Annotated in this window: 23 protein-coding genes; 19 read left to right on the forward strand and 4 right to left on the reverse strand. The window is 70.0% G+C overall.

Features of this window, described 5'->3' with window-relative positions; translation table 11 throughout:
* Positions 1–262 precede the first annotated feature (262 nt).
* The 19 genes from ACICHK_RS00255 to ACICHK_RS00345 all read left to right on the forward strand — a co-directional run bounded on the left by ACICHK_RS00255 (position 263) and on the right by ACICHK_RS00345 (position 22,363).
* Entirely contained in the window at positions 263–2,533 is a 2,271-nt protein-coding gene (locus ACICHK_RS00255; protein ID WP_406834843.1) for a hypothetical protein, read from the forward strand.
* Positions 2,515–3,684, forward strand: coding sequence for an NlpC/P60 family protein (locus ACICHK_RS00260; RefSeq protein WP_406834844.1), 1,170 nt, complete (start codon positions 2,515–2,517; stop codon positions 3,682–3,684). Before ACICHK_RS00255 ends, ACICHK_RS00260 begins: the two co-directional genes overlap by 19 nt.
* A 182-nt stretch (positions 3,685–3,866) precedes the next feature.
* Positions 3,867–4,310, forward strand: a complete 444-nt coding sequence (locus tag ACICHK_RS00265) for a hypothetical protein (RefSeq protein ID WP_406834845.1) — start codon at positions 3,867–3,869, stop codon at positions 4,308–4,310.
* Positions 4,286–6,910 carry an ATP/GTP-binding protein gene (locus tag ACICHK_RS00270; RefSeq protein ID WP_406834846.1) on the forward strand — a complete coding sequence of 875 codons (2,625 nt, stop codon included), beginning with the start codon at positions 4,286–4,288 and terminating at the stop codon, positions 6,908–6,910. Before ACICHK_RS00265 ends, ACICHK_RS00270 begins: the two co-directional genes overlap by 25 nt.
* Positions 6,907–7,812 carry a replication-relaxation family protein gene (locus ACICHK_RS00275; RefSeq protein ID WP_406834847.1) on the forward strand — a complete coding sequence of 302 codons (906 nt, stop codon included), beginning with the start codon at positions 6,907–6,909 and terminating at the stop codon, positions 7,810–7,812. Before ACICHK_RS00270 ends, ACICHK_RS00275 begins: the two co-directional genes overlap by 4 nt.
* Positions 7,813–8,152: 340 nt before the next feature.
* The gene (locus ACICHK_RS00280) at positions 8,153–8,689 is read left to right on the forward strand and encodes a hypothetical protein (RefSeq protein ID WP_406834848.1); all 537 of its coding nucleotides are present in this window, start codon (positions 8,153–8,155) and stop codon (positions 8,687–8,689) included.
* A complete protein-coding gene (locus tag ACICHK_RS00285; protein ID WP_406834850.1) occupies positions 8,674–9,591 on the forward strand; it encodes an ATP/GTP-binding protein in 918 nt (305 codons plus the stop codon). Before ACICHK_RS00280 ends, ACICHK_RS00285 begins: the two co-directional genes overlap by 16 nt.
* A 36-nt stretch (positions 9,592–9,627) precedes the next feature.
* On the forward strand, positions 9,628–10,338 hold the full coding sequence (locus ACICHK_RS00290) for an SAF domain-containing protein (RefSeq protein WP_406834851.1): 711 nt from the start codon (positions 9,628–9,630) through the stop codon (positions 10,336–10,338).
* 1 nt (position 10,339) lies between these two features.
* Positions 10,340–11,245, forward strand: coding sequence for a hypothetical protein (locus tag ACICHK_RS00295; protein WP_406834852.1), 906 nt, complete (start codon positions 10,340–10,342; stop codon positions 11,243–11,245).
* Complete coding sequence (locus ACICHK_RS00300; protein ID WP_406834854.1) at positions 11,238–12,815, forward strand: CpaF family protein; 1,578 nt, start codon at positions 11,238–11,240, stop codon at positions 12,813–12,815. The genes ACICHK_RS00295 and ACICHK_RS00300 overlap by 8 nt, the downstream gene beginning before the upstream one ends.
* On the forward strand, positions 12,812–13,726 hold the full coding sequence (locus ACICHK_RS00305; protein WP_406834855.1) for a type II secretion system F family protein: 915 nt from the start codon (positions 12,812–12,814) through the stop codon (positions 13,724–13,726). Before ACICHK_RS00300 ends, ACICHK_RS00305 begins: the two co-directional genes overlap by 4 nt.
* Positions 13,726–14,637 carry a type II secretion system F family protein gene (locus ACICHK_RS00310; protein ID WP_406834856.1) on the forward strand — a complete coding sequence of 304 codons (912 nt, stop codon included), beginning with the start codon at positions 13,726–13,728 and terminating at the stop codon, positions 14,635–14,637. The genes ACICHK_RS00305 and ACICHK_RS00310 overlap by 1 nt, the downstream gene beginning before the upstream one ends.
* Before the next feature lie 57 nt (positions 14,638–14,694).
* Complete coding sequence (locus tag ACICHK_RS00315) at positions 14,695–14,904, forward strand: hypothetical protein (protein WP_406834857.1); 210 nt, start codon at positions 14,695–14,697, stop codon at positions 14,902–14,904.
* A 2-nt stretch (positions 14,905–14,906) separates the two neighbouring features.
* Positions 14,907–15,305: a TadE family protein gene (locus ACICHK_RS00320; protein ID WP_406834858.1), complete on the forward strand. Its 399-nt coding sequence runs from the start codon at positions 14,907–14,909 to the stop codon at positions 15,303–15,305.
* 14 nt (positions 15,306–15,319) lie between these two features.
* Positions 15,320–15,745 (forward strand): pilus assembly protein, encoded by a 426-nt coding sequence (locus ACICHK_RS00325; protein ID WP_406834860.1) that lies wholly within the window; start codon positions 15,320–15,322, stop codon positions 15,743–15,745.
* Positions 15,742–16,182, forward strand: coding sequence for a pilus assembly protein TadG-related protein (locus ACICHK_RS00330; protein ID WP_406834862.1), 441 nt, complete (start codon positions 15,742–15,744; stop codon positions 16,180–16,182). The genes ACICHK_RS00325 and ACICHK_RS00330 overlap by 4 nt, the downstream gene beginning before the upstream one ends.
* A 3-nt stretch (positions 16,183–16,185) precedes the next feature.
* Positions 16,186–19,533 (forward strand): LysM peptidoglycan-binding domain-containing protein, encoded by a 3,348-nt coding sequence (locus tag ACICHK_RS00335; RefSeq protein ID WP_406834863.1) that lies wholly within the window; start codon positions 16,186–16,188, stop codon positions 19,531–19,533.
* 2 nt (positions 19,534–19,535) lie between these two features.
* Complete coding sequence (locus ACICHK_RS00340) at positions 19,536–21,368, forward strand: DUF2637 domain-containing protein (protein WP_406834865.1); 1,833 nt, start codon at positions 19,536–19,538, stop codon at positions 21,366–21,368.
* Between the two features lie 290 nt (positions 21,369–21,658).
* Positions 21,659–22,363 carry a nucleotidyltransferase domain-containing protein gene (locus tag ACICHK_RS00345; protein WP_406834866.1) on the forward strand — a complete coding sequence of 235 codons (705 nt, stop codon included), beginning with the start codon at positions 21,659–21,661 and terminating at the stop codon, positions 22,361–22,363.
* A 104-nt stretch (positions 22,364–22,467) separates the two neighbouring features.
* Here the strand turns inward: ACICHK_RS00345 and ACICHK_RS00350 are convergent, their stop codons facing one another.
* The 4 genes from ACICHK_RS00350 to ACICHK_RS00365 are packed head-to-tail and all read right to left on the reverse strand — an operon-like array spanning position 22,468 to position 24,442.
* On the reverse strand, positions 22,468–22,662 hold the full coding sequence (locus ACICHK_RS00350) for a DUF397 domain-containing protein (RefSeq protein ID WP_406834867.1): 195 nt from the start codon (positions 22,660–22,662) through the stop codon (positions 22,468–22,470).
* A gap of 14 nt (positions 22,663–22,676) precedes the next feature.
* Complete coding sequence (locus ACICHK_RS00355; protein WP_406834869.1) at positions 22,677–23,531, reverse strand: helix-turn-helix domain-containing protein; 855 nt, start codon at positions 23,529–23,531, stop codon at positions 22,677–22,679.
* A 7-nt stretch (positions 23,532–23,538) separates the two neighbouring features.
* On the reverse strand, positions 23,539–24,063 hold the full coding sequence (locus tag ACICHK_RS00360; protein ID WP_406834871.1) for a DUF6879 family protein: 525 nt from the start codon (positions 24,061–24,063) through the stop codon (positions 23,539–23,541).
* Complete coding sequence (locus tag ACICHK_RS00365; RefSeq protein WP_406834873.1) at positions 24,041–24,442, reverse strand: hypothetical protein; 402 nt, start codon at positions 24,440–24,442, stop codon at positions 24,041–24,043. The genes ACICHK_RS00360 and ACICHK_RS00365 overlap by 23 nt, the downstream gene beginning before the upstream one ends.
* Positions 24,443–24,675 lie beyond the last annotated feature (233 nt).

Raw genomic sequence — 24,675 nt, forward strand, 5'->3', positions numbered from 1 at the left:
GCGGGTTCGTGCTGGTGGCCGGCCTCGTTGCGGGGACCTGGCTGCAGCCGTCACGGGAACAGGAGCCGTGTGCCTGGGTGGCTGGGCCTGCGCACGACTACTGCGTCCGCTCGGATGACGAGGTGCAGCCTGCGAAGCAGCCGGAGCCGTTCACGGCCGGTCAGGTCTGGACGCTCACCGGGACGGCGGGCGCTCTGGCCGGGTTGTTGGTGGCCCGGTCGGTGCGGGCTGGCCGTGCCCGGGGACGGGAGCGTAGTCAGTGATGCGCAGGCTGGATCGCGGGTCGCTGCGGACGGCGGGTTGCGCCGTCGTCGTGGCCGGGGTGTTCCTTCTCGTCAACGCTCAAGTCGCCTACGCCGCGGACGGTGGGGACGGGCTGCTGTCTCCGCTGAACGTGGACAGTTCCGAGGGCGCACCCATCGACGGCTACGAACTGTCGGCGCAGGGAGGCTCGGTCTTCGCGCTGAAGTCGAATGCGTACGCGTTCATCATGAGCGGCCTGTTCACGTTGGTGCGTCTGGTGGTCGGACTCGCGTGCTGGGCGATCGAGTTCGCGTTCCGGTTTCCGCTGATCAAGCTGCTCGCCGATCCTGCGCAAAGGGCTGCGGATTCCTACAACCACGCTGTTGTGGACACCCTGGGGCTCAAGGGTCTCCTCCTTGCGTGGGCGTTCGCCTTCGGGCTGGTGCTGTTCGTGCGGGGGAAGGTCAGCAAGGGCCTCGGGGAGATCATGCTGACGCTGGTGATCGCCGCGTTCGCCGCGAGCGTGTTTGTGCGCCCCGACTACTTGCTCGCTGAGAGCGGGCCGCTCGCGCAAAGTGAGCAGGCGGCAGCGCAGGTCGCGCAGGCCACCGTCGATTCTCACAACTGGGGCGGCAAGATCAGTTCGGGTGGGCCGTGCGACGACTTGGCGGGCAACGCCGAACTTCGGTGTCTTCAGCGCGACGACGACACGCCGCTGTCGTCGACCGAGGTGGCCCGCCCCATCCAGGATTCGATCACCAACGCCTTGATCGTCAAGGGGTACATGCTGCTGGAGTACGGGCGCGTCCTCGACCCGGGGAAGGCGTCCGACCGTCAGGCCTATGCGGTGCACCTCAAGTGGGTGATCGGCGGCTACAAGCCCGGCCCGGTTGCCAAGGACGAGAAGGCGGTGAAGGCGTGCGCGCGGATCCGCGGTCCGGCCAGGCCGTACTGCGAGCGTTCGTTCCGCGATCAAGCCTGGGAAGATCGAAAGCTGCCGGAGCTGACGCCGGGCGGGCAGTTGCTGGACAGCGCCACGCCCATCCTTGGCTCGGAGGACGCCCAGTTCGCTGCGTTCCTCGAAGACATGAAGAAGGCCGGGCCCGTCGGCAAGGCGTGCGCTGACTATGCGGCCGAGCCCACGGGATGGCGGGCGTCCGGAGCGCTCATGCTGCTGATCGCGGCGCTGCTGATCTGCGCCATCCCTTTGTCCGCTGCCGTCGTCCTGCTGGGAACGCAGGCCGCCGACGCGGCGGCCGCCGCGGTGGGCGGAGTGACGCTGGTGTGGGCCATGCTTCCCGGGCCCAGCCGGCAGGCGGTCTGGAAGTGGCTGGCTCTGCTGGCCATGAGCATCGCTCTCATGTTCGTCACCTGCATGTTCCTGCCGTTCTACGGAATCGGTATCGATGCCGTCTTCACCGACGGGCCCCAACTGCCGGCGGAGCGGCTTTTGGCCCTGGACATCCTCGGCATCGTCGGCGCGGCCGCCCATCGCCAGCTTCTGCGGTCCGTCACCACGTTCGGACACCGCCTGGCGATCCGCATGCGGTACGCCAAGGTGGGCGGAACTCATCTCCCGGGTGACACCTCAGAATTCGGCGCCGCCCTGGCCGTGCATATGGCGGGCCTCGGCTCCGGCGGATCGATGTCCGGCGGCAGCTGGCTGGGCACCCGGCATCGGATCATGCAGTCCGTGTCGGGGCTGTCCGACGGCACGGGCATGCCCCTCAACTCGGGGCGGATCCTCAGCGACGCCGGCGCGGAGGTCTCCCGCGGCCTTGCGCCCCTGGGCCTCGCCGTCGGCGGTGCCCGTCTCGCAGCACGCGGTGCGTGGGGACTGGTGGTGGGCAGACGGCCCGAGGAGGCCGAGCTGGAACGGCTGCGCAAACCCGTCGCCGACGTCGATGCACCGCCCGGCAGCCTGCCCGCAGGGGCCGGTTCGAACGGCCAGTCCGCCGGGCGGATGCCTCACCGAGGCGGGCCGTCCGACCGGTACCGCGACGCGGAGGGCCAGATCTGGGACCAGGACCGCGGCGACATCCTGCACGACCAGGCAACCGATCGGACGCTGCTGTCGACGCGGGCTCACAACCGGCTCGTGCGGCTGCGCGGCTACCGGATGCTGCACCGCTCGGGCCGGCTCGCCTACGGCGCCACGCTGGGCCTGCCCCGCACCCTCGGTTCGGCGCGTACCCGCTCCTCGCAATACCGCGAGGACGTGGCTCAGCAGTTGCGGGTGTGGGGCCACACCGCCCGCCAGGACCGGCACGGATGGCGGCGCAGGCCGTGACCGGGCAGGTACGTGCTCCCCGGCGGCGTCTTCGGTGGCTGCTCGCCCTGCTGTTACCCCTCGTCGTTGCCGGGTGCTGCGCCATCCCGCTGATCTCCACGATGGACGCGCTCAGTGCCGTCGCGGCGGCCGACAGTGCCGGGGTGGCCGGGACAGGTGACGAGCCGGGCAGTGCCGCTGACATTCCCGCACGCATGCTGACGGCCTACAAGAAGGCCTCCAGCAGCATCCGTGACCAGGTCCCCAGGTGCCGGGGGATGTCCTGGCCCGTGCTGGCTGGCATCGCCAAGGTCGAGTCGAACCACGCCGCAGGCCGGTCCATCGCTGCCAACGGGGACATCCGGCCCAAGATCTACGGGCCGCTGCTGAACGGGTCGGGGGCCGGCGGCAACACCACGCTGTTCCCCGACACCGACCGCGGGAGGTGGGACGGTACGGCTGGCGGTGAACGGGCCGTGGGGCCCTTCCAGTTCCTGCCTTCCACCTGGGAGACAACCGGGCGTGACGGCAACGGTGACGGTGTCCGCGATCCGCACAACGCCGACGACGCGGCACTGGGGGCGGCGGTCTACCTGTGCGGGCGAGGACGCAACCTCAGCGACTCCGGACAGCTTCGCTCGGCGATCTTGCAGTACAACCACTCGGACGCCTACGCCGATACGGTGCTGGGCTGGATCAGCCGGTACCGGTCTGCGGCAGTGCCCGGCGCGGGAGGCCTTTCCGGCCCGGTGAGCGTCGTCGTGAACGCGGCGCTCGCCCAGCGCGGCGTCCCTTACTCCTGGGGCGGCGGCACCGTGCAGGGGCCGAGTTTGGGTATCTGCTGCACGCCCAGCGGCAAGTCCGGGGCGACGGTGCGGGGCTTCGACTGCTCGGGCCTGACGCTGTACGCGTTCGCCAAGGCCGGCATCCGGCTCCCTCACAACGCGGACGCGCAGGCCGCATTCGGGCAGCGGATCCTGGCACGTCGGGGTGTCGGCGCCCTCAAGGTCGGTGACCTTGTCTTCTACGCGGACAGCTCCGGAGTGATCTATCACGTCGGGATCTATCTCGGGAACGGCACGATGGTCGACGCACCCCGCCCCGGCACAAGCGTCCGGACCGACCCGATTGATGCCATGCCCGGATATGCGGGAGGGGCGCGGCTGTTATGACATCGCACACCATCGACCGGCGCCCGTGGTGGATGCTCGGCTGCGCCGTCTTGTGCGCGGTCATCGGCTGCTGGCTACTCACCCCGGACAGCGAGGCCCCCGCCGTCCGGTCTCCGGCACACCAGCAGGCAGACCCGCAGCGGCCACCGCGCGGGGCCCCACCTCAGGCGGTCACGGCCGACGTGCCTGCCGGCACCCACCCGGCGGCCACCCCGGCCAGCTCGCCGCACGCTGCCAAAACCAGTCCCGAAACGGTCCGCGTCGATGCCGCCCTGCAGCGCCACCTGGAGCGCTCCTGGCCGGCGGACCTTCCCCCGACCACGGCCCGTTTTCTGGTGCGCGATGCCAAGGCGGTCCTTGCTGCCGACGCAACCGGTGTGGGCCGGGGCCGCTGGCCGACGGTGTTCGGCGCCGGGCAGGACCCGGTTGTGGCCTCGTTCAGCCGTGTCCGGGTCCAGGCGGCAGTTGCCCGGCGTGACGGCAGTGCCCGTCAGGCCGTGGTGCACCTGGTGTGGGCCGCTGCCGATGCCGGCGGCAGCTACGCCCAAGGACGCATCGCCGACGTGTACTTCACCCTCACCTCCACGGAAGGACATCCGGTGTGGACACCGCAGTCACTTCACTGACCCCTCTTGCCTCCCAGCACCTGTCTCGGTGGATTTCCGTGCCCTTCAACGCGGCATGGTGGCTGGCTGACCACTGGTACTGGCTGGTGCTGGGCGTGATCGCGCTCTGCGTGGCAGGTGAGTGGCTGGCGCGCCGGCTGGCGGCCAAGGCCTCTCGTGAGCGGATGGCGCTGGACCTCATTCCGGCTCCGTACTTCGACCCGAGTCACGAGGAGATCTTCCGTCGTGGTGTGGAACTGATCCGGGCGTGCACGGCGCTGCCGTGGTGGGCGCCGCGGCGCAGCAAGTCGGTCCGCATCCGGCTGTCTGCCGACGGCAGTCGCCCGGTCGTCTACCGCGTCGAGGGGCCGGCCGGCGCGGAACGTCTGCTGTCGACCACGCCGTTCGGTCCACACGTGCGAACGGTGAAGGGGGCGGCGCTGCGGGATGTTCCTCGGGAGCATGAGGTGCGGGCCGAGTTCACGCTGCGGGGTAATCCGGTGGCCGCGTTGCGGGAGGTGCCGCTGGTCCCTGATCCGCTGCAGCCGCTGATCGACGCGGTCGCGGACATCCGCGCGGACCTCGGTGATCTCGCAGAGGTGTGTATCGACCTGCAACGCGCCCCGAAGTGGGCGCTGCGCGCGCGGCGTTTTCAGGTGATGCAGCGCGCCCGCCAGGCCGAGCAGCGGGAGACGGCCCGGACCTGGCGGTTGATGCACCGCAACGCTCTGCGCTGGGGCGATTCCGTGCTGGGGGAGCTGGAGCATCTGACGACCCGCGGCGGCGGGGCGCGCGGCCGGGAAATGGGGCGGGTGCTGGCGCCCCCGGCGCCGGAACGCATCAACCGTGAAGAGGTGCTGGGGAAGCTCGCCGAGGACGACCATCTGGTGCGGGTGCAGATCCTGGTGCGGTGCGCTTCGGATGTGGAGGGCCGGGCGCAGGCCAGGCTGTCGCGGATCCAGGCCGGATTCGACGTCTTCGGTGGTTCGGCCCGGTGGGCGATGCGGGGGCTGCGGATCGGTCCGTGGCGGCTGGGCGCCGACCGCTGGCCGCACCGCAGGCGCTTCGACTTGCGTTGGCGTAGCGGTCAATGCCAGCCGCCTGGCACGAACTGGGTCCGGATCAACGAGTTGCTGGGGCTGTTGAAGCCGCCGACGACGCACTGCCGTCTGCCGCTGCTGCCCGTCCAGCTCCCGACGTTCGCAGCCGGTGACGCGTCGCTGTTGCTGCAGGGCTGGTACTGCGGGCCCGATGGCCGGCGTCGTCTGGTCGCCACGTACGCCGAGGAGACCTTGTTCGCGCTCTCGCTGGGCAAGGCGGGGGGCGGGAAGACGGAACTGGCTCTGGCTCAGGCCATCGCGTACGCGCACGCAGGTGGGGGGTTGTTGTTCATCGACCCGCACCATGATTCGTGGAAGCGGGGTGCCCCGTATCTCGCCGCCGGTGACGTGGTGCAGCGGATCGCGCGGATCGACCTGCGGGGGCAGGGCGGTGGGGTCAGTTCGTGGAATCCGCTCAGCATGCACCACAGCCGGGCCCGCCATGAGGTCGTCGAGGACGTGGTGGACGCGTTCGCGTCGGCTTTCGGCTGGGACGACCAGTCCGCTCCCCGGGCTCTGGCCATCTTCACCGAGGCCTTGACCGTTTTAACCGCCGTCAACGCGGCCGCGTGCCGGGAACAGCGCTTCGAGGACCAGGCCACGCTCTTCCACGTCCGCGCGCTGCTGACGGATCTTGCCTTTCGGGCTGAGGCGCTGGCGGCGGTCGGTGAGGACCTGGATGGCGAGTCGCTCGCGTGGTGGCAGACGGTGGCGCCGACGCTGCCGCCGGACGCTTTCGCGGTCCTGCTCAACCCGCTCGGCAGGCTGGCCGCGAATCCGGTGACCCGGGCGTTTCTCGGGCAGGGCCGCGGCGTGTACGACATCCGTTGGGCGATGGACAACCGGATGGTGGTGTGGATCTGCACTGCCGGCAGCGGTCCCACCGACCGGCTTCTGGTCGCCTTGCTCGCGCGGGACTTGCTGCGGGCGGGACGCTCTCGCGTCGACATCCCGGAGGGGGACCGGGTGCCGTTCCGCGGCTATCTCGACGAGATGATCACGCTGGCGGGGTCCGCGTCCGGGTCGCTGGCCAGTATGTTTGAGGACTTCCGTAAGTTCCGGGTGCAGCTGCATGGCATGACGCAGTTGCTGGGCCGGCTTCCGCAGGCGGTCCAGCACTCCTTGGTGCAGAACGCCTCCACGCTGTCCACGACCCGGGGCGCCAGGGCAGCCGTGTCGCCGATCACCGATGAGTGGGGCGGGTACCCGGAGCCGTCCCACGTGGCCGGGCTGCCGCAGTTCCATCACTACGCGAGTTTCACCGTGCGCGGGCAGCGGATCGGTCCGGTGCTGCTCGAGGGCCCGCACCTGGACGAAGTGTTCGCCGACCTGTCCCGGCCCCAGAAGGTTGCCGCGCTGGAGGCGGCAGCCGACGGACGCGCCCAGGTCCAGTCCGTCCAGCAGCTCAACCGGCAGGCATCCGAGCAGCTGGCCCGTGTGCGGGGTCTGCTGTCAGACCTCGCCGCGGTCTCCGCTATGAGCACCCCGACCAGCCTCTCCGAGCCGAAGGACTACCAGTGACCGCTTCCGTCACCCAGCACGGGCCCTTCGTGCCCCCCGTCCACGAAGCGCTTCCCCATCAGATCGTCGGCGCCCTGGCCCAGCACCGCATGGCCACCACCGCGCAGCTTGGTGCGCTGCTGCGCCCCGATGCCAGCCGGCAGACCGTGTCCAACCCGTTGAGGAGGCTGCACCGCGAGGATCTGATCGACTTCGTGACGCTGCCCGGTACCCGTGCCCGTGCCTGGTTCCTGACCGCCCAGGGAGTGCGGCTGTCGCGGGACTGGCCGCACCTGCGCGGGCGCCCGCCATATCCGGTGACATCGAAGTCGGCTGCCTCCATGAAGACCGCGCACACGCTGACAGCTGTGCGTGCGCATCTGGCGTTCTTGAGCGACGCGCGGCGCCGGGGCGACGAGTACGGCTATCTGGACTGGACTCCGGAGGTGGCCCACCCGCTCGGTGACAGCGGGCGGGTCATCGCCGACGCGCTGATGCACTACGTGCTGCAGGGCGCTGACGGGCGGCGGGCCAAGCTGCGCTGCCTGGTGGAGATCGACCGGGCGACGAGCAGCAGTGAGCGGCTGGCGCGCAAACTGATCGACTACGCGCGGCTATACGCGTACACGCCTGTTCCGGGGCGGCGTTCGCTGGCGGGGCCGGTCGGGCCTGTGTGGCAGCGTTCCTACCCGGTGTTTCCCCGGATCCTGTTCGTCCTGACGGGGGCAGGGGCTGTGACGTTGTCGAACCGGCTGAAGGATCTTCAGGCGATGGCCGCGGAGCATCCGGCGGTTGCCGCATTTGCCCGGACGGTGCCTTTGGGAGCGGCGGTTCTGGAGGACATGGAGGACGGCGGGCCGTCCGCTGCGGTGTGGACCCGGCTGAACGGACGGGGCGGCACGTGCTCATGGACAGAGTTGTGACGCACGCCACACCATTTCAAGGCGTCGCAAATGCACAGATCACCTTGTCGACATACAGCCATTCCGGTGCCCCGGTACGCCCACGTATGCCGGATTCAAGTCCCGGAACTTGCTGGGCAGTTGACTGTCCACTGCGTAGCCTGCCGACTACGGAAGCACGTCGCCGCAGGTGGACCAGGCCGTGTTCAGCGGCTGCCGGCAGCGGGATGCGGCCGGACGCACAGACTCGTTCACACATGCTGTTGGGGGAGACATCGTGACACCGCCACGCCGCCCCGGGAACCGTTTCACCGTTCGCGGACGGAACCGCATCGCAGCAGTCACCCTCACCGGGGGTCTGTTGGTCACACTCGCTGGCTGCAGTTCCAGCGACGACGGCAAAACAGCGGATCCGTCGCCCTCGTCCTCTGCCCGCTCCTCGGCTGCCGCGCCTTCCTCCCCCGCCGATCCGCAGGCCGGTGAGAAGAAGGCGCTGCTGGCCGCCTACGGCAGCTACTGGGACGAGCAGGTCAGCGCCTACAAGTCCGGCACGGTCCAGGGCACCCGGCTGACGAAGTTCGCCACCGGCGACGCACTGGCCCGTGTGAAGAGCGACCTCGCCTCGATGAAGAGCAAGGGTGTCACCGCGAACGGCCACCCCGCCCATGACGTGCGGGTGACGGCGCTGACGACGAGCACGAAGGTGCCGAGCGCGACGCTGTCGGACTGCCTCGACATCTCGTCCTGGCACTTCACCTACCGCAAGACCGGCGCGGCCGTCCCGGCGCCGAAGACGCAGCTCACCCGGTATCGGACCGTGGTGAAGGCCGAGAAGTGGGGGACCCAGTGGATGATCCTCAGCGCCACGCCCAAGGCCACGAAGTGCACCCGCGCCTGAGCAGCAGCCTGGCCCTGCTCGCCGCCTGCGCCGTCCTTGCCGCAGGCGCTCTCACCGGCCGTGCGGCCGCCGCGGCTCCGGACGGCGGAGGCCTGTGCGCGGCGCAGCCCTCGAGCTGGGTCGCGGTGTGCGCGGACGACAAGAAGTCGCAGGGCGGCGCGAGCGGCCACGGCAGTTCACGTGACGAGCCCGCTGGCAAGGGCAACGGCCATGCCGAGGCGCCGGCGCCGTGCGTGGTGCAGAAGATGTCGCCACCCCCGGCTGCGGGCAGCTCCCTGTGGGAGGGCCACCAGCCCGGTGACGGCGCCGTCTACATCCGGATCTGCCCCGTCGCTGCTGCCGGGGCTCAGGCGGCCAGCGGTACCGCCCTGCCGCCGTTCGAGACGTTCTGGTCGGCGACCGAGCCGGTCGCGGCCGTCGACCCGCGGGTGCTCGCGCAGCAGGCCGTGGACAAGATGCTGCTGCGCGGCCCGGACATCATCATCAGCCCCCGGCCCGGCGGGCGGGGCCTGGTCGGCATGCCGGTGTGGATGGCCGCAGGCCGCTCCGCGACTACCTGGGGCCCGAACACGGCCAGTGCGTCGGCGGGTGCGGTCACGGTGAGCGCCACCGCCCGGGTGTCCCAGGTGGTGTGGGCGATGGGGGACGGCACTGCGGTGACCTGCCACGGTCCGGGCTCGCCGTACAAGGCGGTGTACGGGCTGAAGAGGTCGCCGACGTGCGGGCACGTCTACACCCGGCCCTCCAGCACGCAGCCCCGCGGCAGCTACCAGGTCACCGCGACCGCGACGTGGGTCATCGACTGGCAGGTGACCGGTGGCGGACAGGCCGGTCAGCTCACCGAGGTCCGCGATTCCCAGGTTGCGCTGACGATCGCCCAGTCGCAGGCCGTGAACTCCTGACACCGCCTGCCCGTTGACACGAAAGGCACGTGGGCCATGGACACCCAGACATCGTTCGCCCCGCACCTCGACGGGCGGCGGCAACCGGACCTGCCGGTCAGTGCCGGAACGAAGAAGGCGCCGGGCCGGCGCTGGTCGACGACGGTGCTGCTGGTGCTGGTGACCTTGATCGGCGCGCTGAGCGGGGCGGTGGTCGTGGCGCGTGCCGGTGACCGGGTCGACGTCCTGGCCGTGGCCAGGGACGTCCAGGCCGGACAGGTACTGAGCGCACACGACCTGACGACGGTCTCGTTCGCCGAGGATCCCGGGCTGTCCTGGGTACCGGCATCCCGCCGGACGGCTGTGATCGGCAGTCGGACCGCGGTGGACCTGCGCCGGGGCGGGCTGCTGTCCATGGCACAGCTCGCCCCAGGCGGTGGCCTGGGGGATGCGCTGGAGGTCGTCGGGGTGGAAGTAAGGCGCGGGTTCGCGCCGCGTGATGAGCTGCGCCCGGGCGACAAGGTGGCCGCGGTGGTGCTGCCCGCCCCCACCTCAGCAGCCCCAAGTTCCGGTGACGACGCCGGTGACGGCAAGGACTCGGTGCCCCTCACCATTGCCGCAACCGTGCGGTCGGTGGGCACGCCGGACTCCACCGGTTCGCTGGTCGTCAACCTGATCGTCGATCCGAAGGACGGGCCGCTGCTGGCGACGAAGGCCGCGGCCAAGCAGATCGCGCTGGTGCGTGAGCCGCGCGAGAAGGGCGCCTGACATGGCACTGATCGCTCTGGTCTCGGCGACGTCGGGGGCGGTGACCACTGCGGCGGCGGCGCTCGCTTTGGCCAGCCGGCGGCCCGTGCTGCTGGCCGAGCTGGACATGGCGGGCGGCAGCCTGCGGCACGGCCTGCTGCGGGATGTGCCGCGCGGCCCACACCGCGAACCTCTGGACGGACGCATCGGAATCCATCGGCTGCCGCAGGCACAGTGGGAACAGGCGGGCGCCGATGGCGAGTTCACCCCGCAGATGGCCGAGCATCTATGGCCGCTGGACGACAGCGACTACCGGGTGGCGCTGCCGGGCCTGACCGATCCACGGCAGGCTGCTTCCCTGGCGGGGATCTGGCCGACGCTGCTGAACATGCTGCAGCTGACCGACCAGCAACTGCGGTGGGACGTGGTGGTCGACGGCGGGCGCGTGGCCTGGGAGGGCGGGCGGCTGCACCCCGTGCTGACCCCGGCGCCCGTCCTGCGGGAGGCGGATCTTGTGCTCTTGGTGGTCCGCGCGGACGAGGAAGCACAGCAGGCTCTGGCCTACCCGGCCGTGCAAGCCCTGCAGCAGGAACTGACAGGTCACAGCCGTGGCATTCATCCGCTGGGCCTGCTCTTGGTGGGCGACGGCTATCGGGGCGCCGAGGTGGCACGTGCGCTCGGTGCGCCGGTCTTGGCCGCCCTGCCGTGGGACCCCGCGGCGGCCGGCTATCTGCGGTGCGGCGGGCGGATGCCGCGGGCGGTCGGCCGGTCGCGGCTGCTGCGTGCGGCCCGGGATGCGATGGGCCCGCTGCGCGAGCACGCCGACCGGCGGCGCCTGATGCTGCAGATGCGCGGCGCGGTGCCGGCCACGGCCGGGGTGGCCCGCGTAGTGGAGCAGCTCGCCCGGCGCGGCGGCGGACATGACTGACGCCCCGCAGGTGAACGGCAACAGCCTCTCGCACGGGACGACGAGGCTGGGCGGCCTGCTGGCCGGGCACACCCAGGCGGCACCGCCGCTACCGTCGCCCGGTACGACGGGCCTCCACAGGCCGGGACCGGGGCCTGCCGGTGACGCGGGTGGTGCGGCGGGGCCCGCGGACGTCGGCGTTGCGGCGTCGATGCCCGGGGTGCTGCCAGTCGGCTGGGAGGAGATCACCGGACTGCGGCAGCTGGTCGCCGACGACATCGACGTCCTGCGCAAGGAACGGCGCGCCGCCGGCTCCCCGCTCAGGGAGCAGGCGCTCGAGGAGGCGGTGCGGGGCCGGGTGCGGGCCCGGGTCGCCGAGTGGGCGCAGCAGTGGTCGCTGGAGCATCCGCCGTTGACGGCCGGTGAGCTGGAGCGGGTGAGGACCGAGGTCTTCAACCTGCTGTTCTTGGCGGGTGCGCTGCAGCGGGTCCTGGACCGGCCCGGTGTCGAGGACGTCCTGATCGACGGTGTGTGGATGTACATCGACAGCCATGACCGGCCCCGCCAGCGTGTGCCGTCGCCGTTCGCCACGACCGGGCAGGCCGTGGAGTGGGTGAATCAGATGGCGGCGGCCTCCGGGCACGGCGAGCGGCAGTTATCGTATGCCAGCGCGCGGGTGGAGTTCGATCTGCCCGACGGTGCGCGGGTGGCGGCGACGCTGCTCACCGAGGATGTGGTGATCGCGATCCGCCGGCACGTCCTGGAGAAGGCGGGCCTTGCCGAGCTGGTGCAGTGGGGCGCTGTGGACCCGCTGCTCGCCGCGTTCTTGTCTGCGGCGGTCAAGGCCGGACAGTCGATGATCATCGCCGGGGATATGGCGAGCGGGAAGACGACGCTGATGCGGGCGCTGGGGCGGGAGGTCCCGGCCCGGGAACGGCTGGCGACGTTGGAGAGCGAGCCCGAACTACGCCTGAACTTCGACGATCCGGGCTTGCACGCGCACGTGCTGGCTTTCCGGACCAGGGAGGGCAACGGGGAGCGGGACGCGGCCGGCCGGGTGAACCTGCATGACCTGGTGCCGGTGTCGCTGCGCTACAAGGCGACCCGGGTGATGGTCGGTGAGGTCCGGGGCGAGGAGGCCGTGGCCATGCTGGAGGCGATGATCGCAGGCGGATCGGGGTCGATGTGCACCCTGCACGCCAAGGATCCCCAGTCCGTCGTCGACCGGCTGATGGTGCCGCTGGCGCGGGCCGGACTCAGCGACCAGGCCGCCTACCGGCTGATCGCCGCAGCCGTCGACCTGATCGTGTACGTGGACCGCATCGACGAGACCGACCTGGGCGGCCGCGAGCACCGGTTCGTGTCCCACGTGTGGGAGATGGCCGGGCGGGGTGAGGGCGGCGGCGTCGCCCTGTCGCCGGTGTTCGCGCCGGGCGAGGAGGCTGGGGAGGAGCGGGCCGTGCCCACCCGCACCCCTATGTCGGAGCGCCGGATGCGCAAGCTGGAGCGCAAGGGGTTCTACCGACGGTGGCTGAGCGAGTACCCGCACGGGCAGTGGCAGCCGATGCGCCGGGCCGGAGGTGCGGCATGAGCCTGTCGTACCTGTCGGTGCTGGGCATGGCGGCCGGGGCCCTCTGCACGCTGGGCGGTACGGGCGTGGTGGCCGCCGCCCGCGGCTGGCGCCCGCAGATCAGGGCGGGCGGATCGCGTGGTGTGCGGGGAAGGCTGGTCCGTGCGGTGGGAGAGCTGCCTGCCGGGTGGCGGGACAACTACCGGCTGCTGCTGGCCTGTGCGGCCGGCACCGGGGTCGTGATGTGGGCGGTGACCGGCTGGCCGGTGCATGGTCTGCTGACTGCCGCCGCGGTGGCCGGGTTGCCGTTCGTGCTGCACCCGGGCGGCTCGGCGCGGGCGGAAGTGGCCCGGCTGGAGGCGCTGGCGGAGTGGCTGCAGCAGCTGGCGAGCGTCCGCTCCGGAGGCAAGCCGCTGGAGGCCACGATCGTCGGGCTGGACACGGTGCCGGTGCTGCTGGGCGGTGAAGTCGGCGCGTTGGCGGCCCGGTTGTCGTCCGGGATGCCGGCCCGCAGCGCCTACCGGGCGCTCGCCGACGATCTCGGCGACCGGATCGGCGACGACGTCGCCCAGCTGTTCATGGACCACGTCACCACCCGCGGCCCGGGCCTGGCCCGCGCGCTGGCCGCGCAGGCATCGCTGGTGGCCCGGCAGGCCGCGGACCTGCGGGACATCGACGCGGAGCGGGCCAAGGCGCGCTCCGAGGTGCGCCGGGTGTCCTTGTTCGCGATCGCGGTGGTGGGGGCGATCTTGGCCAACACCTCCTACGCCGCCCCGTTCGCAACCCCGCTCGGGCAGCTCGGACTGCTGGCGCTGGCCGCCTTGTTCGTCCTGGCGCTCGTGTGGCTGCGGAAGATGGCCGAGTTGGACGTCGAGCCGCGGACCCTGCTCCCCGCCGGTGAGCGCCCGCTCCCAGGCGAGGAGGGGGTGTGATGAGTCTGTCCGTTGCGGGCATGCTGCTCGGCGCGATGACCTCGGCAAGTGCCGTGCTGGCCGTGCGCAGCATGCTGCCTCGCCGCCCGCCGCTGCAGGAGCTCCTGCGCCGCACCCACTCCCCCGCCCCGCACCAGCGCCCCGCCGCATCCGCGGGCCGGGCGCCGGTGCGCGGGGCGGCGGCGGTGGCGGACCGGGTCGGGGCCCGGCTGATGGCCACGGACGTCTTTGCGGCCCGGCTTCCCGCCCGTGACCTTCACCTGCTGGAGATGCAGCCCGCCGCCCTGCTGGGCCGCTGTGCCCTGTACGGGCTGGCCGGCCTGCTCATCCCGCAGTGGATCCTGTTCCTGCTGCGCATCGGCGGGATCACGCTGCCGTTCGGCGTGCCCGTGGCAGCCGGTCTGGGCTGCGCCGCATTCATGGTGGTCAAGTGCCTGGACGATGTGCGGTCTGTGGCGCGGGATCGGCGGCGCGAGTACCGGTACTACACGGCCTCGCTGCTGGAGCGGGTCGCGCTCGCCCGCAGCTCGGATGCCGGGGCGGCCGAGGCGCTGACGCGGGCGGTGCAGTCCGGGGACGGGCGGGCAGCCGTGCGGATCCGGGACGCGGTGGAGCACGCCCGCCTGGCCGGGGTCAGTCCCTGGGACGCGCTGGGCCGGCTCGGCACCGAGCTGGGTGTGCCGGAGCTGGCCCGTCCGGCGGCGTCGCTGGCCCTGGCCGGGGAGGAACAGGCCGCCGTGTACGAGCAGTTGGAGGCGCAGGCCGAGGTCGTGCGCCGCGCCCTGCTGGCCGATCGCAAGGAGGCCGCGAACGAGGCCACCGAGGCCATGCACACCCCGGCGCTGGCGATCGTGTTCCTCATGGCGGCTTTCCTCATCGCGCCCGCCCTGGTCCGCATCACCGCTTTTTGACCCGGCAGCCGCTGGCCCAGGAACGGGCCGGCCCCCTTTTGTTGAAGGAGGAAGTTCATGAACGTCTTAGTCCGCGGCCGCGTGGCCCGAGTCTGCTCGGCCTGGGTCCGCTCCCGGCTGCTCGCCGTCACGCGAAGCGCTGACCGGGGAGCGTCCGCCATGGAGTGGGCCCTGATCATGGTGGCGGGCGGAACGCTGGTGGGAGTGGTCGCGGCCGCCGCGAACACGACGGTCGGCGAAAAGGCCCTCCAGATCATCGGGTTCTGACCATGCCCCGACCACACCCGAACCGTGTGCGGTGGTGGGCCGCAGACCGCGGGGCCACCGCTCTGGACTTCTCCATGACCGTGCCGCTGGCGTTCCTGCTGCTGTTCGGCCTCATCCAGGGCGGCCTCTTCTTCCACGGCCGGTCCGTCGCCCATCACGCCGCACAGCAGGCGGTCGACGCCCAGCGTGCCTACGACGCCGCCCCCGGCGCGGGAGCGGTTGCCGCCCGCGACTATCTGGCGCGCATGGGCGGCTCCCTCACCGATCCCGGCATCCACGTCGACCAGGACGGGAACAGGGTGCGCGTACGCGTCGAGGGCACCGTGCTCAACCTGGTGCCGGGCTGGAGCGGGCACGTCAGCCAGAGCGTTGCCGCGCCCGTCGAACGGTTCCGGCCGTGACGTGCTTCAGCCGCGTGGCAGAAGACCGCGGGTCCGTTGCCCTGACCACGGCTGTCTTCTGGCCCGTCGGACTGGTCCTCTTCGGCCTGCTCATCGCGTGCGGGCGCATCGCGCTCGCCGAGGGCGCGGCCGATGCGGCCGCCCGGGACGCCGCCCGCACCGCGTCGCTGTCCGCCGACCCGGCCACCGGCCAAGCCAAGGCCCTGCAGGCTGCCCAGGCCAGCCTGGACAGTTCCGGGGTGCGCTGCGCCGACATCACCGTCGCCGTCGACGTGAGCGGACTCTCTGTTCCGGTCGGGCAGGCGGCACAGGTCACGGTCACCGTGTCGTGCACTGCACCCCTCGCGGACCTGCTGCTGCCCGGAGTGAGCGGGGCGAAGACGCTGACCAGCACGAAGACGTCGGTCGTGGACACCTGGGCCAGCCGGAGCACCTCATGACCAGCGCCTGCTGGCCATGGGGGCGCCGGCAGCAGGGCGACCGAGGGGGGATGGAGCTGTTCTACGCCGGCGTCGTCCTCATCGCCTTCCTCGTCATCGGTCTGGTCATCGACGGCGGTCTGGCCCTGGATTCCCAGTCCGACGCCGACTATCTCGCGCAGGAGGCGGCCCGGGCCGGCGCCCAGCAGATCGACCCGGCGCAGGCCATCACCGGCCAGGCCCTCGTCCTCGACCCGGACGCCGCCCGCGCGGGCGCCCGTGCGTTCCTCACCCGGCAGGGCCTGGATGGCGACGTCACGGTCAGCGCCGACGGGCAGATCCTGACCGTGACCGTCCACGACGTCTACCACCCCTACTTCGCATCCCTGATCGGCGTGGACGCGATGCCCGTCGCGGGACACGGCACCGCCACCTTGCTCCATCAGGCCGGAGGCTGACGCATGCCCCATTCCCCCACCCCTCTGCCTGCCCGCGCCCCGGGCCGGGTGCGGACGGTCGTGCGCGGGCTGCTGGCCCTGACGGCACTGGCCGCGCTCGTTGTAGGGACGCCCGTGCTGCTCTGGGCCCTGGGCACCCTGCCCGCGCGCATCCCTTCGATCGGCGAGGCACGCAACGCTCTGCTGTCCCCGGACGACAGCGGAAGCGGCCTGATGACCACGATGACGGTGGCTGCCTGGACGATGTGGCTGTGGCTGACGGTGCCGGTCCTCCTCGAGGTGGCCGCGGTCCTGGCCCGCCGCACCACACCGCGGCTGCCCGGGATGAGCACCGGGCAGCGGCTCGCCGGCTATCTGATCGCCAGCGTGCTGCTCGCCTCCCCCGCCGCGGCCGCCGTCGCCGCCCCCGCCGCAGGGCCTGCGGCCACAGCGCCGCGCACCCCGGCCGCCGCACCCATCTCGGCGCCTTCGCCCGCATCTTCCGCACCTGCCTCCCCGCAGCAGCCGGACGGCGCCACGTCAGCAGCAGCTGCACCCGGGATCGCCTCGTACACGGTCGGTGCGGGCGGCACCACGTGGTGGGAGCTCGCCGAAGAACTCCTCGGCGACGGAGCGCGCTACCAGGAACTGCGCACCCTGAACCCGGGCATCCCCGCCACCGTCTCGGTGCTGCCCGAGGGCACCACCCTGCGCGTCCCGGCCCGCTCCCCCGCCAGCCCCGCGCCGTCCGGGATCCAGCCCGCGGCCTACAGCAGTCCCTCCGCCACGGGGGACACCACTCGTAGCGGGCAGGCGGCGAAGGTGTACACGGTGCGGGCGGGCGACAGCCTGTCGGCCATCGCCGCGCGTGAACTCGGCGACGCCGCCCGGTGGCCGGCCCTGTACACGGCAAGCCGGGACCGGCCACAGCCCCACGGCCTGCCCCGGATCACCAACCCTGACCTGATCCATCCCGGCCAGAGGGTGCAGATGCCCCAGCACGTCGCACAGCCCTCCGGCAACGACGCGGGCGACAGCCGGAACCCTGACCGCACGTCGCCTATACCGCCCACGCACAAGAGTCCCCCCGGGCCTGGAGGACCAGGGCACGACGGCCCGTCCGCCAGCACCTCGAGCCCCACGCCGTCTCGCTCGCCTGCCCGGACGCGGGCACCCGGCGCACAGCGAACCGATCCCGCACCCTCCGAATCGCGCAGCTCTTTGCCCACCGCGAGTTCGGGCAGTCACACGCCGGACCCGGCTGAGCAGCCCTCCGGAGCCTCCAACCGCAGCACCGAACTGCGCACCACACTCGGGGCTTTCGCTCTCCTGGCCGCCGCGGTCACCGGCGCGCTCGCAACCCGCCGCCTGCTGCAACGCCGGCGCCGCAAGGCAGGCGAGACGATCGCCATCGCCGATGCACCGTCCCCGGCCGCAGCCCAGCTCGCCGAACTCGCCGAGCCCACCCTGTCGACGCGCCTGGACCGCGCGCTCCGTTCACTCGCCCGGCACGCCGCCGAAGCCGGGCACACACTGCCGGCACTGCGGGCCGCCCGCCTGAACTCCGACACCCTTTCCGTGCTTCCCGCCAGCCAGTCCCCGCCTCTTGCCCCGTTCACGGCCGGCACGGGCAACTGGTGGATCCTGCCCGACGACGCGCAGCTCCTCACCGAGGAAGAAGCACGTGACGTGCGTGCCCCGTATCCGGCGCTGGTCACCATCGGCGCCGACGAGGACACCGGCGACCTGATCCTGCTGAACCTGGCCGCCGACCGGGTCCTGCTCCTGGACGGCGGTGAGGATGGCCTCCGGCAGGTATGCCGGTCCCTGGTTCTGGAGCTGGGCATGAGCGGATGGGCGGACCGGCTGGAGATCGTCACGGTCGGGTTCGGCGAGGAGCTCACCCAGCTGCTGCCCACCTCACGCATCGCGCACAAACGGCAGGCCGCACATGCGGTCCGTGACCTCGCCGACTGGCTCCTCACCGCCGTCCAGATCCCCGAGGAGGCCGACCAGCACTACCTCCTGGTCTGCGCGTCATCTCTCGACGCCGACACCGCGTGGCAGCTCGCTGAGACACTCGACAAGGCGGCCAGCCTTCCTGCTCTGCTGATCGCCCCGGCCCAGAGCACGGGCCGGCACTTCGCGGACGCTCTGGTCATCGACGCCACAACCACCAGTTCCCAACCGCTCGAAGGCACCGAAATTCAGTTCGTCCTGCAGCGTCTCACCGACGCCGCCTATCAGCAGATCGCCACCGACCTTGCAATCTCCGGTCAGCCGGCGAATCCGGCCGAGGGTGCCTGGCAGCACGTCCCCGACGAGCCAGATGCGGTTGCCCCTCCCCCGGCCAAGCCCACCGGATCGGCAGCGGCGAAGGTTTCCGTCACCGACGACGGCGCAGACACAGACCCTGCGGGCCTCGACGTGTTCCCCGCACTGCTGTCCGCACGGCCCACACCGGAACCGTCCGGCAACCCACCCCCGCCGTCCGGCAAAACCCGGCACGGCTCGGATGAACCACCCGCTCCCGCTCCACCGGACGGAACCGAAAACGAGCCGCGTTTTCCGGCTGCGGACCAGCCGCCCACTCCCCTGCTCAAGGTCCTGGGGCCAGTACAGATCACAGGGGTCAGCGGCAGCAGCCACGGCCCGCGGGAGGCCCAGCTTGCCGCCTTGCTCCACTTCAAGCCCGGCCGCGGCGCGGACACCCTGTGCACGGACATGGACCCGCTCGCCCCCTGGACGAAGCGGACCCTCAACTCCCGCATGGGCGATCTGCGCCGCACCCTCGGCGATGATCCAGAAGGAAATCCCTACGTACCGCGACGGACGACCAGCGACGACCCCTACGTCATCTCCACCCTGGTCCGGTGCGACTGGGACGAGTTCCAACAGCTCGCCGAGCACGCCCTGGCCCTCGGGCCGACGGGCGTCGACAGCCTCGAAGCGGCTCTCGCTCTGGTGCGCGGACGGCCCTTCGGCTCGCAACCCCTGCCATGGGCGGAACCCCACGCCCAGGAAATGACCACCCGAATCATCGACGTGGCCCACACCGTGGCCACCTACCGCACTCCCGCGGGACCGCTCCACGATCTCAGCACGGCCCGCCAGGCCGTCGCCACCGGTCTCGACGTCGACAACAGCGCAGAGCTGCTCTACCGCGACTGGCTCCGGATCGAACACGCCGCCGGAAACCGACAAGGCCTGCACACGGCAGTCACCCGCATCCAGCAGGTCAACCTGGCACTCGACTGCTCGCTGGAGACCGAAACAGAAGACCTCATCAACCAGCTCCTGCACAACAGAACTATCAGGATGCCTGCATTACGACCACGGCCACAGGCAAGAACCAGCAGCACGAGAGCATGAAAATGGCCTCATCTGTCCAACTCAGCCGCTCACACAAACTCCTGATTGGCGTAGTTGTCGTCGGTGCGCTCGTCATCGCCGGAATCGGCTTCGCCGGTTCGTACGCGGCGGTCCGTGAGCTGGCGCTGAAGAAGGGGTTCGGGAACTTCTCGTACGTCTTCCCGATCGGCATCGACGCGGGCATCGGCGTCCTGCTCGCCCTCGACCTCCTGCTGACCTGGATCCGCATCCCGTTCCCGATGCTGCGCCAGACGGCGTGGCTGCTGACGATGGCGACGATCGCGTTCAACGGCGCGGCGGCCTGGCCGAACCCGCTGGGCGTAGGCATGCACGCGGTCATCCCGGTGCTGTTCGTCGTCGCGGTCGAGGCGGCCCGGCACGCGATCGGCCGCATAGCCGACATCACGGCCGACAAGCACATGGAGGGGGTCCGCCTCACCCGCTGGCTGCTCTCCCCCGTCCCCACCTTCCTGCTGTGGCGCCGGATGAAACTGTGGGAGCTGCGCTCCTACGAGCACGTCATCAAGCTGGAGCAGGAACGTCTCGTCTACCAGGCCCGGCTGCACTCCCGCTTCGGCCGCGCCTGGCGCCGCAAGGCCCCCGTGGAGGCGCTGATGCCGCTGCGCCTGGCCCGCTACGGCGTTCCCCTCGCGGAGACGGCCCCGGCGGGTCTCGCGGCGGCGGGCATCGAGCCCGCGGTACTGCCACCGGCGCCCGGTAGCAGCTCTACATCAAACGCTCCGCAGCTTTCGGTACCGGCCGCCGGTCATATCTCCGAGATCGATGGTGTGGGAGAGCGGCGCGCTCTTCCGATACCGGCACGCAAAGAGATCACTGCGGACGCCGGGTACCCGCCGCATTGCCACCGGAAGGCTACCGGTCCGCGCATCGAGGCAAACGGTGTGTTCGCCGAGGCTTACCGGACCTGGCTCGGCCACTTCCAGATGGAACCGACACCCCTGCAGTTCGCAGCCTTCCTCCAGGACCAGTACGCCATCACCACTGCAACCGGCCGTCCTCTCTCCGACGAGCAACTTCACCCCATCCTCCGCAGCCTGCAGGAGCGCTACGCAACGCCCGACGAATCTGCCACTCCGCAAGACTCTTCGCCGGAGCCGGTCGAGAGTGCGGCAGGTGGCCTCGAGTGGGAGGAATTCTTCTACCGAGCCTGGCAGGACTACGGCCAAGAACACAGCCGGTATCCCGACGCCGAACAGCTTGCCACCTACGTCTTCCGACGCGACGGCATCACGAGCGCCAAGGGGCAACCCCTCGCAGGCGCTGACATCGACTCGTTTATCGCCGCGTTTCGACAGCGCGATCTCGACGACGCTGTACCGGACTCCTCGGATCCCGCAGACACAAGGGTGTCCTTGCCCGTGCAGACCGGCCCCCAGGACGAAGGCAGCAAGACGGCCCAGGACAACGTCACGGACGGCAGATCAAAGGACTGGGGTTCGCTGACCACCGTGGACCGCTACTACCTGGCATGGACCGACTACCAGACGCAGCACGGGCAGGAACCCAAGGACCGCCAGCTCTCGATCTTCCTCGCGGAAAAACACGGGATTCTCGGGCGTGGAGGCCAAAGCGTCAGTCCCAGCACGCTGCGCAGGTACCTGCTCGGCTTCCGTATCTACACCGCATGGTCCGCATTGCGTGAGCAGACGAAGACTCCCACCGCACAAGACGTCGCCCGCGAATGCGTAACGCGCGAGATCACCGTACGCAAAACACCCGTCACTGCCGAAATGATCGAACCTGACTTCCCTGACTTCGAACGCCGCTGGCAAGCCATCCGAGCAGATCAAAGCCGAGGCGAAACACGGTCCTGATCCTGCCTTGCTGATCAGCCTCTGCAGAACGGACAGCGGCTGCGGCCACCTGCATCCGACCGAACGAGTACAAGTGCCGAGCCGTCCGTCGGGAAAGATGTCTCGACCTGCACGACGCCTTCGTCTCCCTGGCCTGGGCTTCATTTGCCGAAGACTCTTCAAAAACCGCACCCGGTGAAGATGGTAGTAGGCGTCTCGAGGACGGCGTGGGGGGCAGGCAGACCGGCACCGTCGGCAGCGGACGAGGGATCCCTCTGTCCCGTGATCACCGATGGCGCCACAATGTCACGATGGATCACGTGGAGATCGCCGGGGAACTGGTGCGGAACCGTTTTCCCGGGGCTCGGGCCGCCTTCCTGGCCGGCAGCGTGCTGACACACCGCCGTACGCACACCTCAGACCTGGACGTCGTGGTGCTGCTGGCCGGGCCGCCCGCTCCCTTCCGGGAGAGCCTGATGCACGAAGGCTGGCCGGTGGAACTGTTCGTCCAGACCGAGGCCGACTGGCGTCTGTTCGTCGAGCGGGAGACAGCGGCCCGCAGATCCCCGCTGCTGGCCATGTGCGCGGAAGGCGTGCTGCTGACCGATGCGGACGGGCTCGGAGCCGCCCTGCAGGCAGAATCCCGGGAACGACTGGCGGCCGGGCCTCCTCCCGCGTCAGCGGCAGAACTGGAGGACCGGCGGTACGCGCTCACCGACACCCTGGACGATCTCCGCGGCTGCACCGACCCGCTGGAGCGGACATACATCGTGGCCGACCTGCTGCAGCGAGCCTCGGAACTGGCCCTGCTGACGGGCGGGCACTGGCTCGGCGGCGGCAAGTGGCTCTCCCGGCGGCTCGCCGCGGCCGAACCTGAACTGCACAGTCACCTGACAGCGGGCGCGGCTGCAGCGATGTCCCACTCGGTCGACGGAACGGACCGCTTCACAAAAGTGGTGAACGACGTGCTGAAGTCGGCCGGCGGGCCCCGGTGGGCCGGGTACAGCCGCGGATGAGACCGGGCGGCAGCTGCCATCGGCCGGGACGTCTCGCGCGTTCCCGCCTCAGCGAGGAGCAATCTCAAGATCGGTAGCGATGCGCAAGATCGTGCTAGCCGCTCTCACTCGGCTGATTCCATCGACGTCTTGACGCCCTGGATGAAGGTTGTCCAGGCAGCGGGCGCAGCCCGTAGAACCCCACGGTCACGGCCCTTGGTGTCACGCACCATGACGATCTCCGGGTCGTTGTCGGCCACCTCTACGCAGGAGTCCTGTGACGTGTAGGTACTGGTGTGCCAGTTCGGCTTCTCGAGCATGGGCAGGTGGTCTCCTAGTTTGCAGGCATGCGGTCGTAGTGCTGGATTGCTGTGAGGATCAGCTCTCGAACGGCTTTTCCGTATACGGCCGACTGCTGCAAGAGAGCGAAGGCTTTGGCATATAGCTCGATCTCTCGGGGCTGAGAGACGGACAGTTCGGCGGAGTAGGTCTCCACAAGGACGAGTTTGTCGTCGAACATCGAAAACGAGTTGCCGGGCCAGATGGCGGCTGGCGCGGATCGTGGCACGATGCCGAGGCTGAGTCGGGGAAGTCGCATCACTGCCAGGAGCCGGTCGAGCTGTCCTTTCATCGTTTCGGGGCCGCCGAAGTTGGTGTAGAGGGCCTGCTCTCCGAGCAGTACGTTGAAGATCCGTTCGCCCTGGTAGAGGTACTGCTGGCGCTCAAGGCGTTTCGCGACGGCGGCCTCGGAGTCGTCGAGGATCTCGTAGTAGTTGACGACCTGTTCGAAAACGCGGGCGGCGTAGTCGGTGGTCTGCAGGGTTCCCCAGACGACGGTGGGGTGCCAGATGCGGAATACCTTGGTTTTGGCGTACACCGGGATGGCTTTGTGCTGTCGACGTTCTGCTCCGGTCTGGAACTGGCGGCGCCACTCAAGCCAGAGTTCATCGACGTGGCGGACGATCGCGATCAGGTCACCCAGTTGATCAGCTTGGCCGGTGATCGCGCACCATGTGCGGATGTCGTCCTCGCTCGGGCGTTGTTTGCCGTGTTCAATGCGGGAAATCTTTGATTCGTGCCATGCGATGGCATGCGCGAAGGCCCGGCCGCTGGTGAATCCGGCGTCCTTGCGAAAGCCGCGCAGCCGGGCGCCGAGCGCTTGCAGTGCTTCGTCTACTTGTGCAGTCACGGGTGGTTCAGGGTTTGTAGTCGGCGTGAGGGATGGCAACGCTCCACAGCTGGTCGCGTAGGGCTGCGCATGCGGCGACTGTGGCCGGGTCCCGGATGAGCTGTGAGCCGAGGACTCGGCCGTCCGTGTCGAAGTGGCCCACTGCCAGGAGTTGATCGTCGTACAGCCACCAGTCTCTCCCGTCGAAGGGGAAGGTGATGGTCTGGGGCAGGAGGTGGCGGGGCAGCCAGCGGATGTCTTCTCCTGCTTCCTCGTTCTGCGGTGTGAGCGCATGCTCCCACTGGATGTAGGGAGTTATCGGCTCGGTGACGACGCGGACCCGACGTACGGTCATGCCCCGCTCGGTGCACTGGCGCACGAGTTGTGTCCAGGGGGTGAGGTAGGAGGGGTCGGTGTCTCTGCCGTTGAGCCAGGTGCGGAATGGAGTGTCTTCGTCGGGAACCGAGTAGTCGTCTCGCAGCTCGAGGTGGAAGGCATCGCGTCTGAAGCGAGCGAAGAGCAGGTTGCGCTCAGTGCTGGAAATCAGTTCCACTCGGTTCCTCCGCCAAGCCGGCGATCTCTGATTTCGTGACCTCGACGCAGGTCTCGTAGTGCGGGATAGACATCTGCGACAGGGCTTCCGCGTCGGTCACTACTTTGCCCTGGACAACGCAGGTGCCCTGCGGGGTGATGATCATGACTGGTGCCTGGGCATGTGCGATTTGGCCGTCTGGGAGTCCGTCCTCCTTCAAGTACTCGAACAGTTCGGTGGGTACCTCGACCGCGCTCTCGCCATCAGGGATGTCGAGTTGCATCAGCAGGTCGTTCGCGAAGAGCTGCCAGCCCTGGACGATGTAGGTGTCCCGGTCGGTTGCATACAGCGTTGGGCAGTCTCCCCCAGTGGAGTTGCTGCCAAGGAAGCGTAACTTCACGGCCTGTCTCCCGTCTTCATCCTTGCTCAGGTTTGCTGGACATATCGATGGTCGTCTGGGTGTCCATGCTCGTCAATCAGCCTGCTGCAAACTCGTGCAAGTTCTTTGAGAGTTGAGCCGCAGGAGTCCTACGGTCTTCCTCAGCGGTCAGCAGGCCCGGCATCTGCATCGGAATCCAGCCCTGCTGCCGGTAGCCGCGCACCAGCAGCAGCTGTCTTCGATCGCCGAAGTGC

The sequence above is a fragment of the Streptomyces sp. AHU1 genome (assembly GCF_045343905.1).
GTDB lineage: Bacteria > Actinomycetota > Actinomycetes > Streptomycetales > Streptomycetaceae > Streptomyces > Streptomyces triticiradicis.

What these genes read in the sequence shown, in the direction of transcription:
- ACICHK_RS00320 (WP_406834858.1), top strand. Translation starts at nt 14,907, where the DNA reads ATGCCCCGACCACACCCGAACCGTGTGCGGTGGTGGGCCGCAGACCGC.
- ACICHK_RS00255 (WP_406834843.1), top strand. Translation starts at nt 263, where the DNA reads ATGCGCAGGCTGGATCGCGGGTCGCTGCGGACGGCGGGTTGCGCCGTC.
- ACICHK_RS00295 (WP_406834852.1), top strand. Translation starts at nt 10,340, where the DNA reads ATGGCACTGATCGCTCTGGTCTCGGCGACGTCGGGGGCGGTGACCACT.
- ACICHK_RS00305 (WP_406834855.1), top strand. Translation starts at nt 12,812, where the DNA reads ATGAGCCTGTCGTACCTGTCGGTGCTGGGCATGGCGGCCGGGGCCCTC.
- ACICHK_RS00345 (WP_406834866.1), top strand. Translation starts at nt 21,659, where the DNA reads ATGGATCACGTGGAGATCGCCGGGGAACTGGTGCGGAACCGTTTTCCC.
- ACICHK_RS00315 (WP_406834857.1), top strand. Translation starts at nt 14,695, where the DNA reads ATGAACGTCTTAGTCCGCGGCCGCGTGGCCCGAGTCTGCTCGGCCTGG.
- ACICHK_RS00340 (WP_406834865.1), top strand. Translation starts at nt 19,536, where the DNA reads ATGGCCTCATCTGTCCAACTCAGCCGCTCACACAAACTCCTGATTGGC.
- ACICHK_RS00290 (WP_406834851.1), top strand. Translation starts at nt 9,628, where the DNA reads ATGGACACCCAGACATCGTTCGCCCCGCACCTCGACGGGCGGCGGCAA.
- ACICHK_RS00335 (WP_406834863.1), top strand. Translation starts at nt 16,186, where the DNA reads ATGCCCCATTCCCCCACCCCTCTGCCTGCCCGCGCCCCGGGCCGGGTG.
- ACICHK_RS00310 (WP_406834856.1), top strand. Translation starts at nt 13,726, where the DNA reads ATGAGTCTGTCCGTTGCGGGCATGCTGCTCGGCGCGATGACCTCGGCA.
- ACICHK_RS00300 (WP_406834854.1), top strand. Translation starts at nt 11,238, where the DNA reads ATGACTGACGCCCCGCAGGTGAACGGCAACAGCCTCTCGCACGGGACG.
- ACICHK_RS00260 (WP_406834844.1), top strand. Translation starts at nt 2,515, where the DNA reads ATGGCGGCGCAGGCCGTGACCGGGCAGGTACGTGCTCCCCGGCGGCGT.
- ACICHK_RS00330 (WP_406834862.1), top strand. Translation starts at nt 15,742, where the DNA reads ATGACCAGCGCCTGCTGGCCATGGGGGCGCCGGCAGCAGGGCGACCGA.
- ACICHK_RS00350 (WP_406834867.1), bottom strand. Translation starts at nt 22,662, where the DNA reads ATGCTCGAGAAGCCGAACTGGCACACCAGTACCTACACGTCACAGGAC.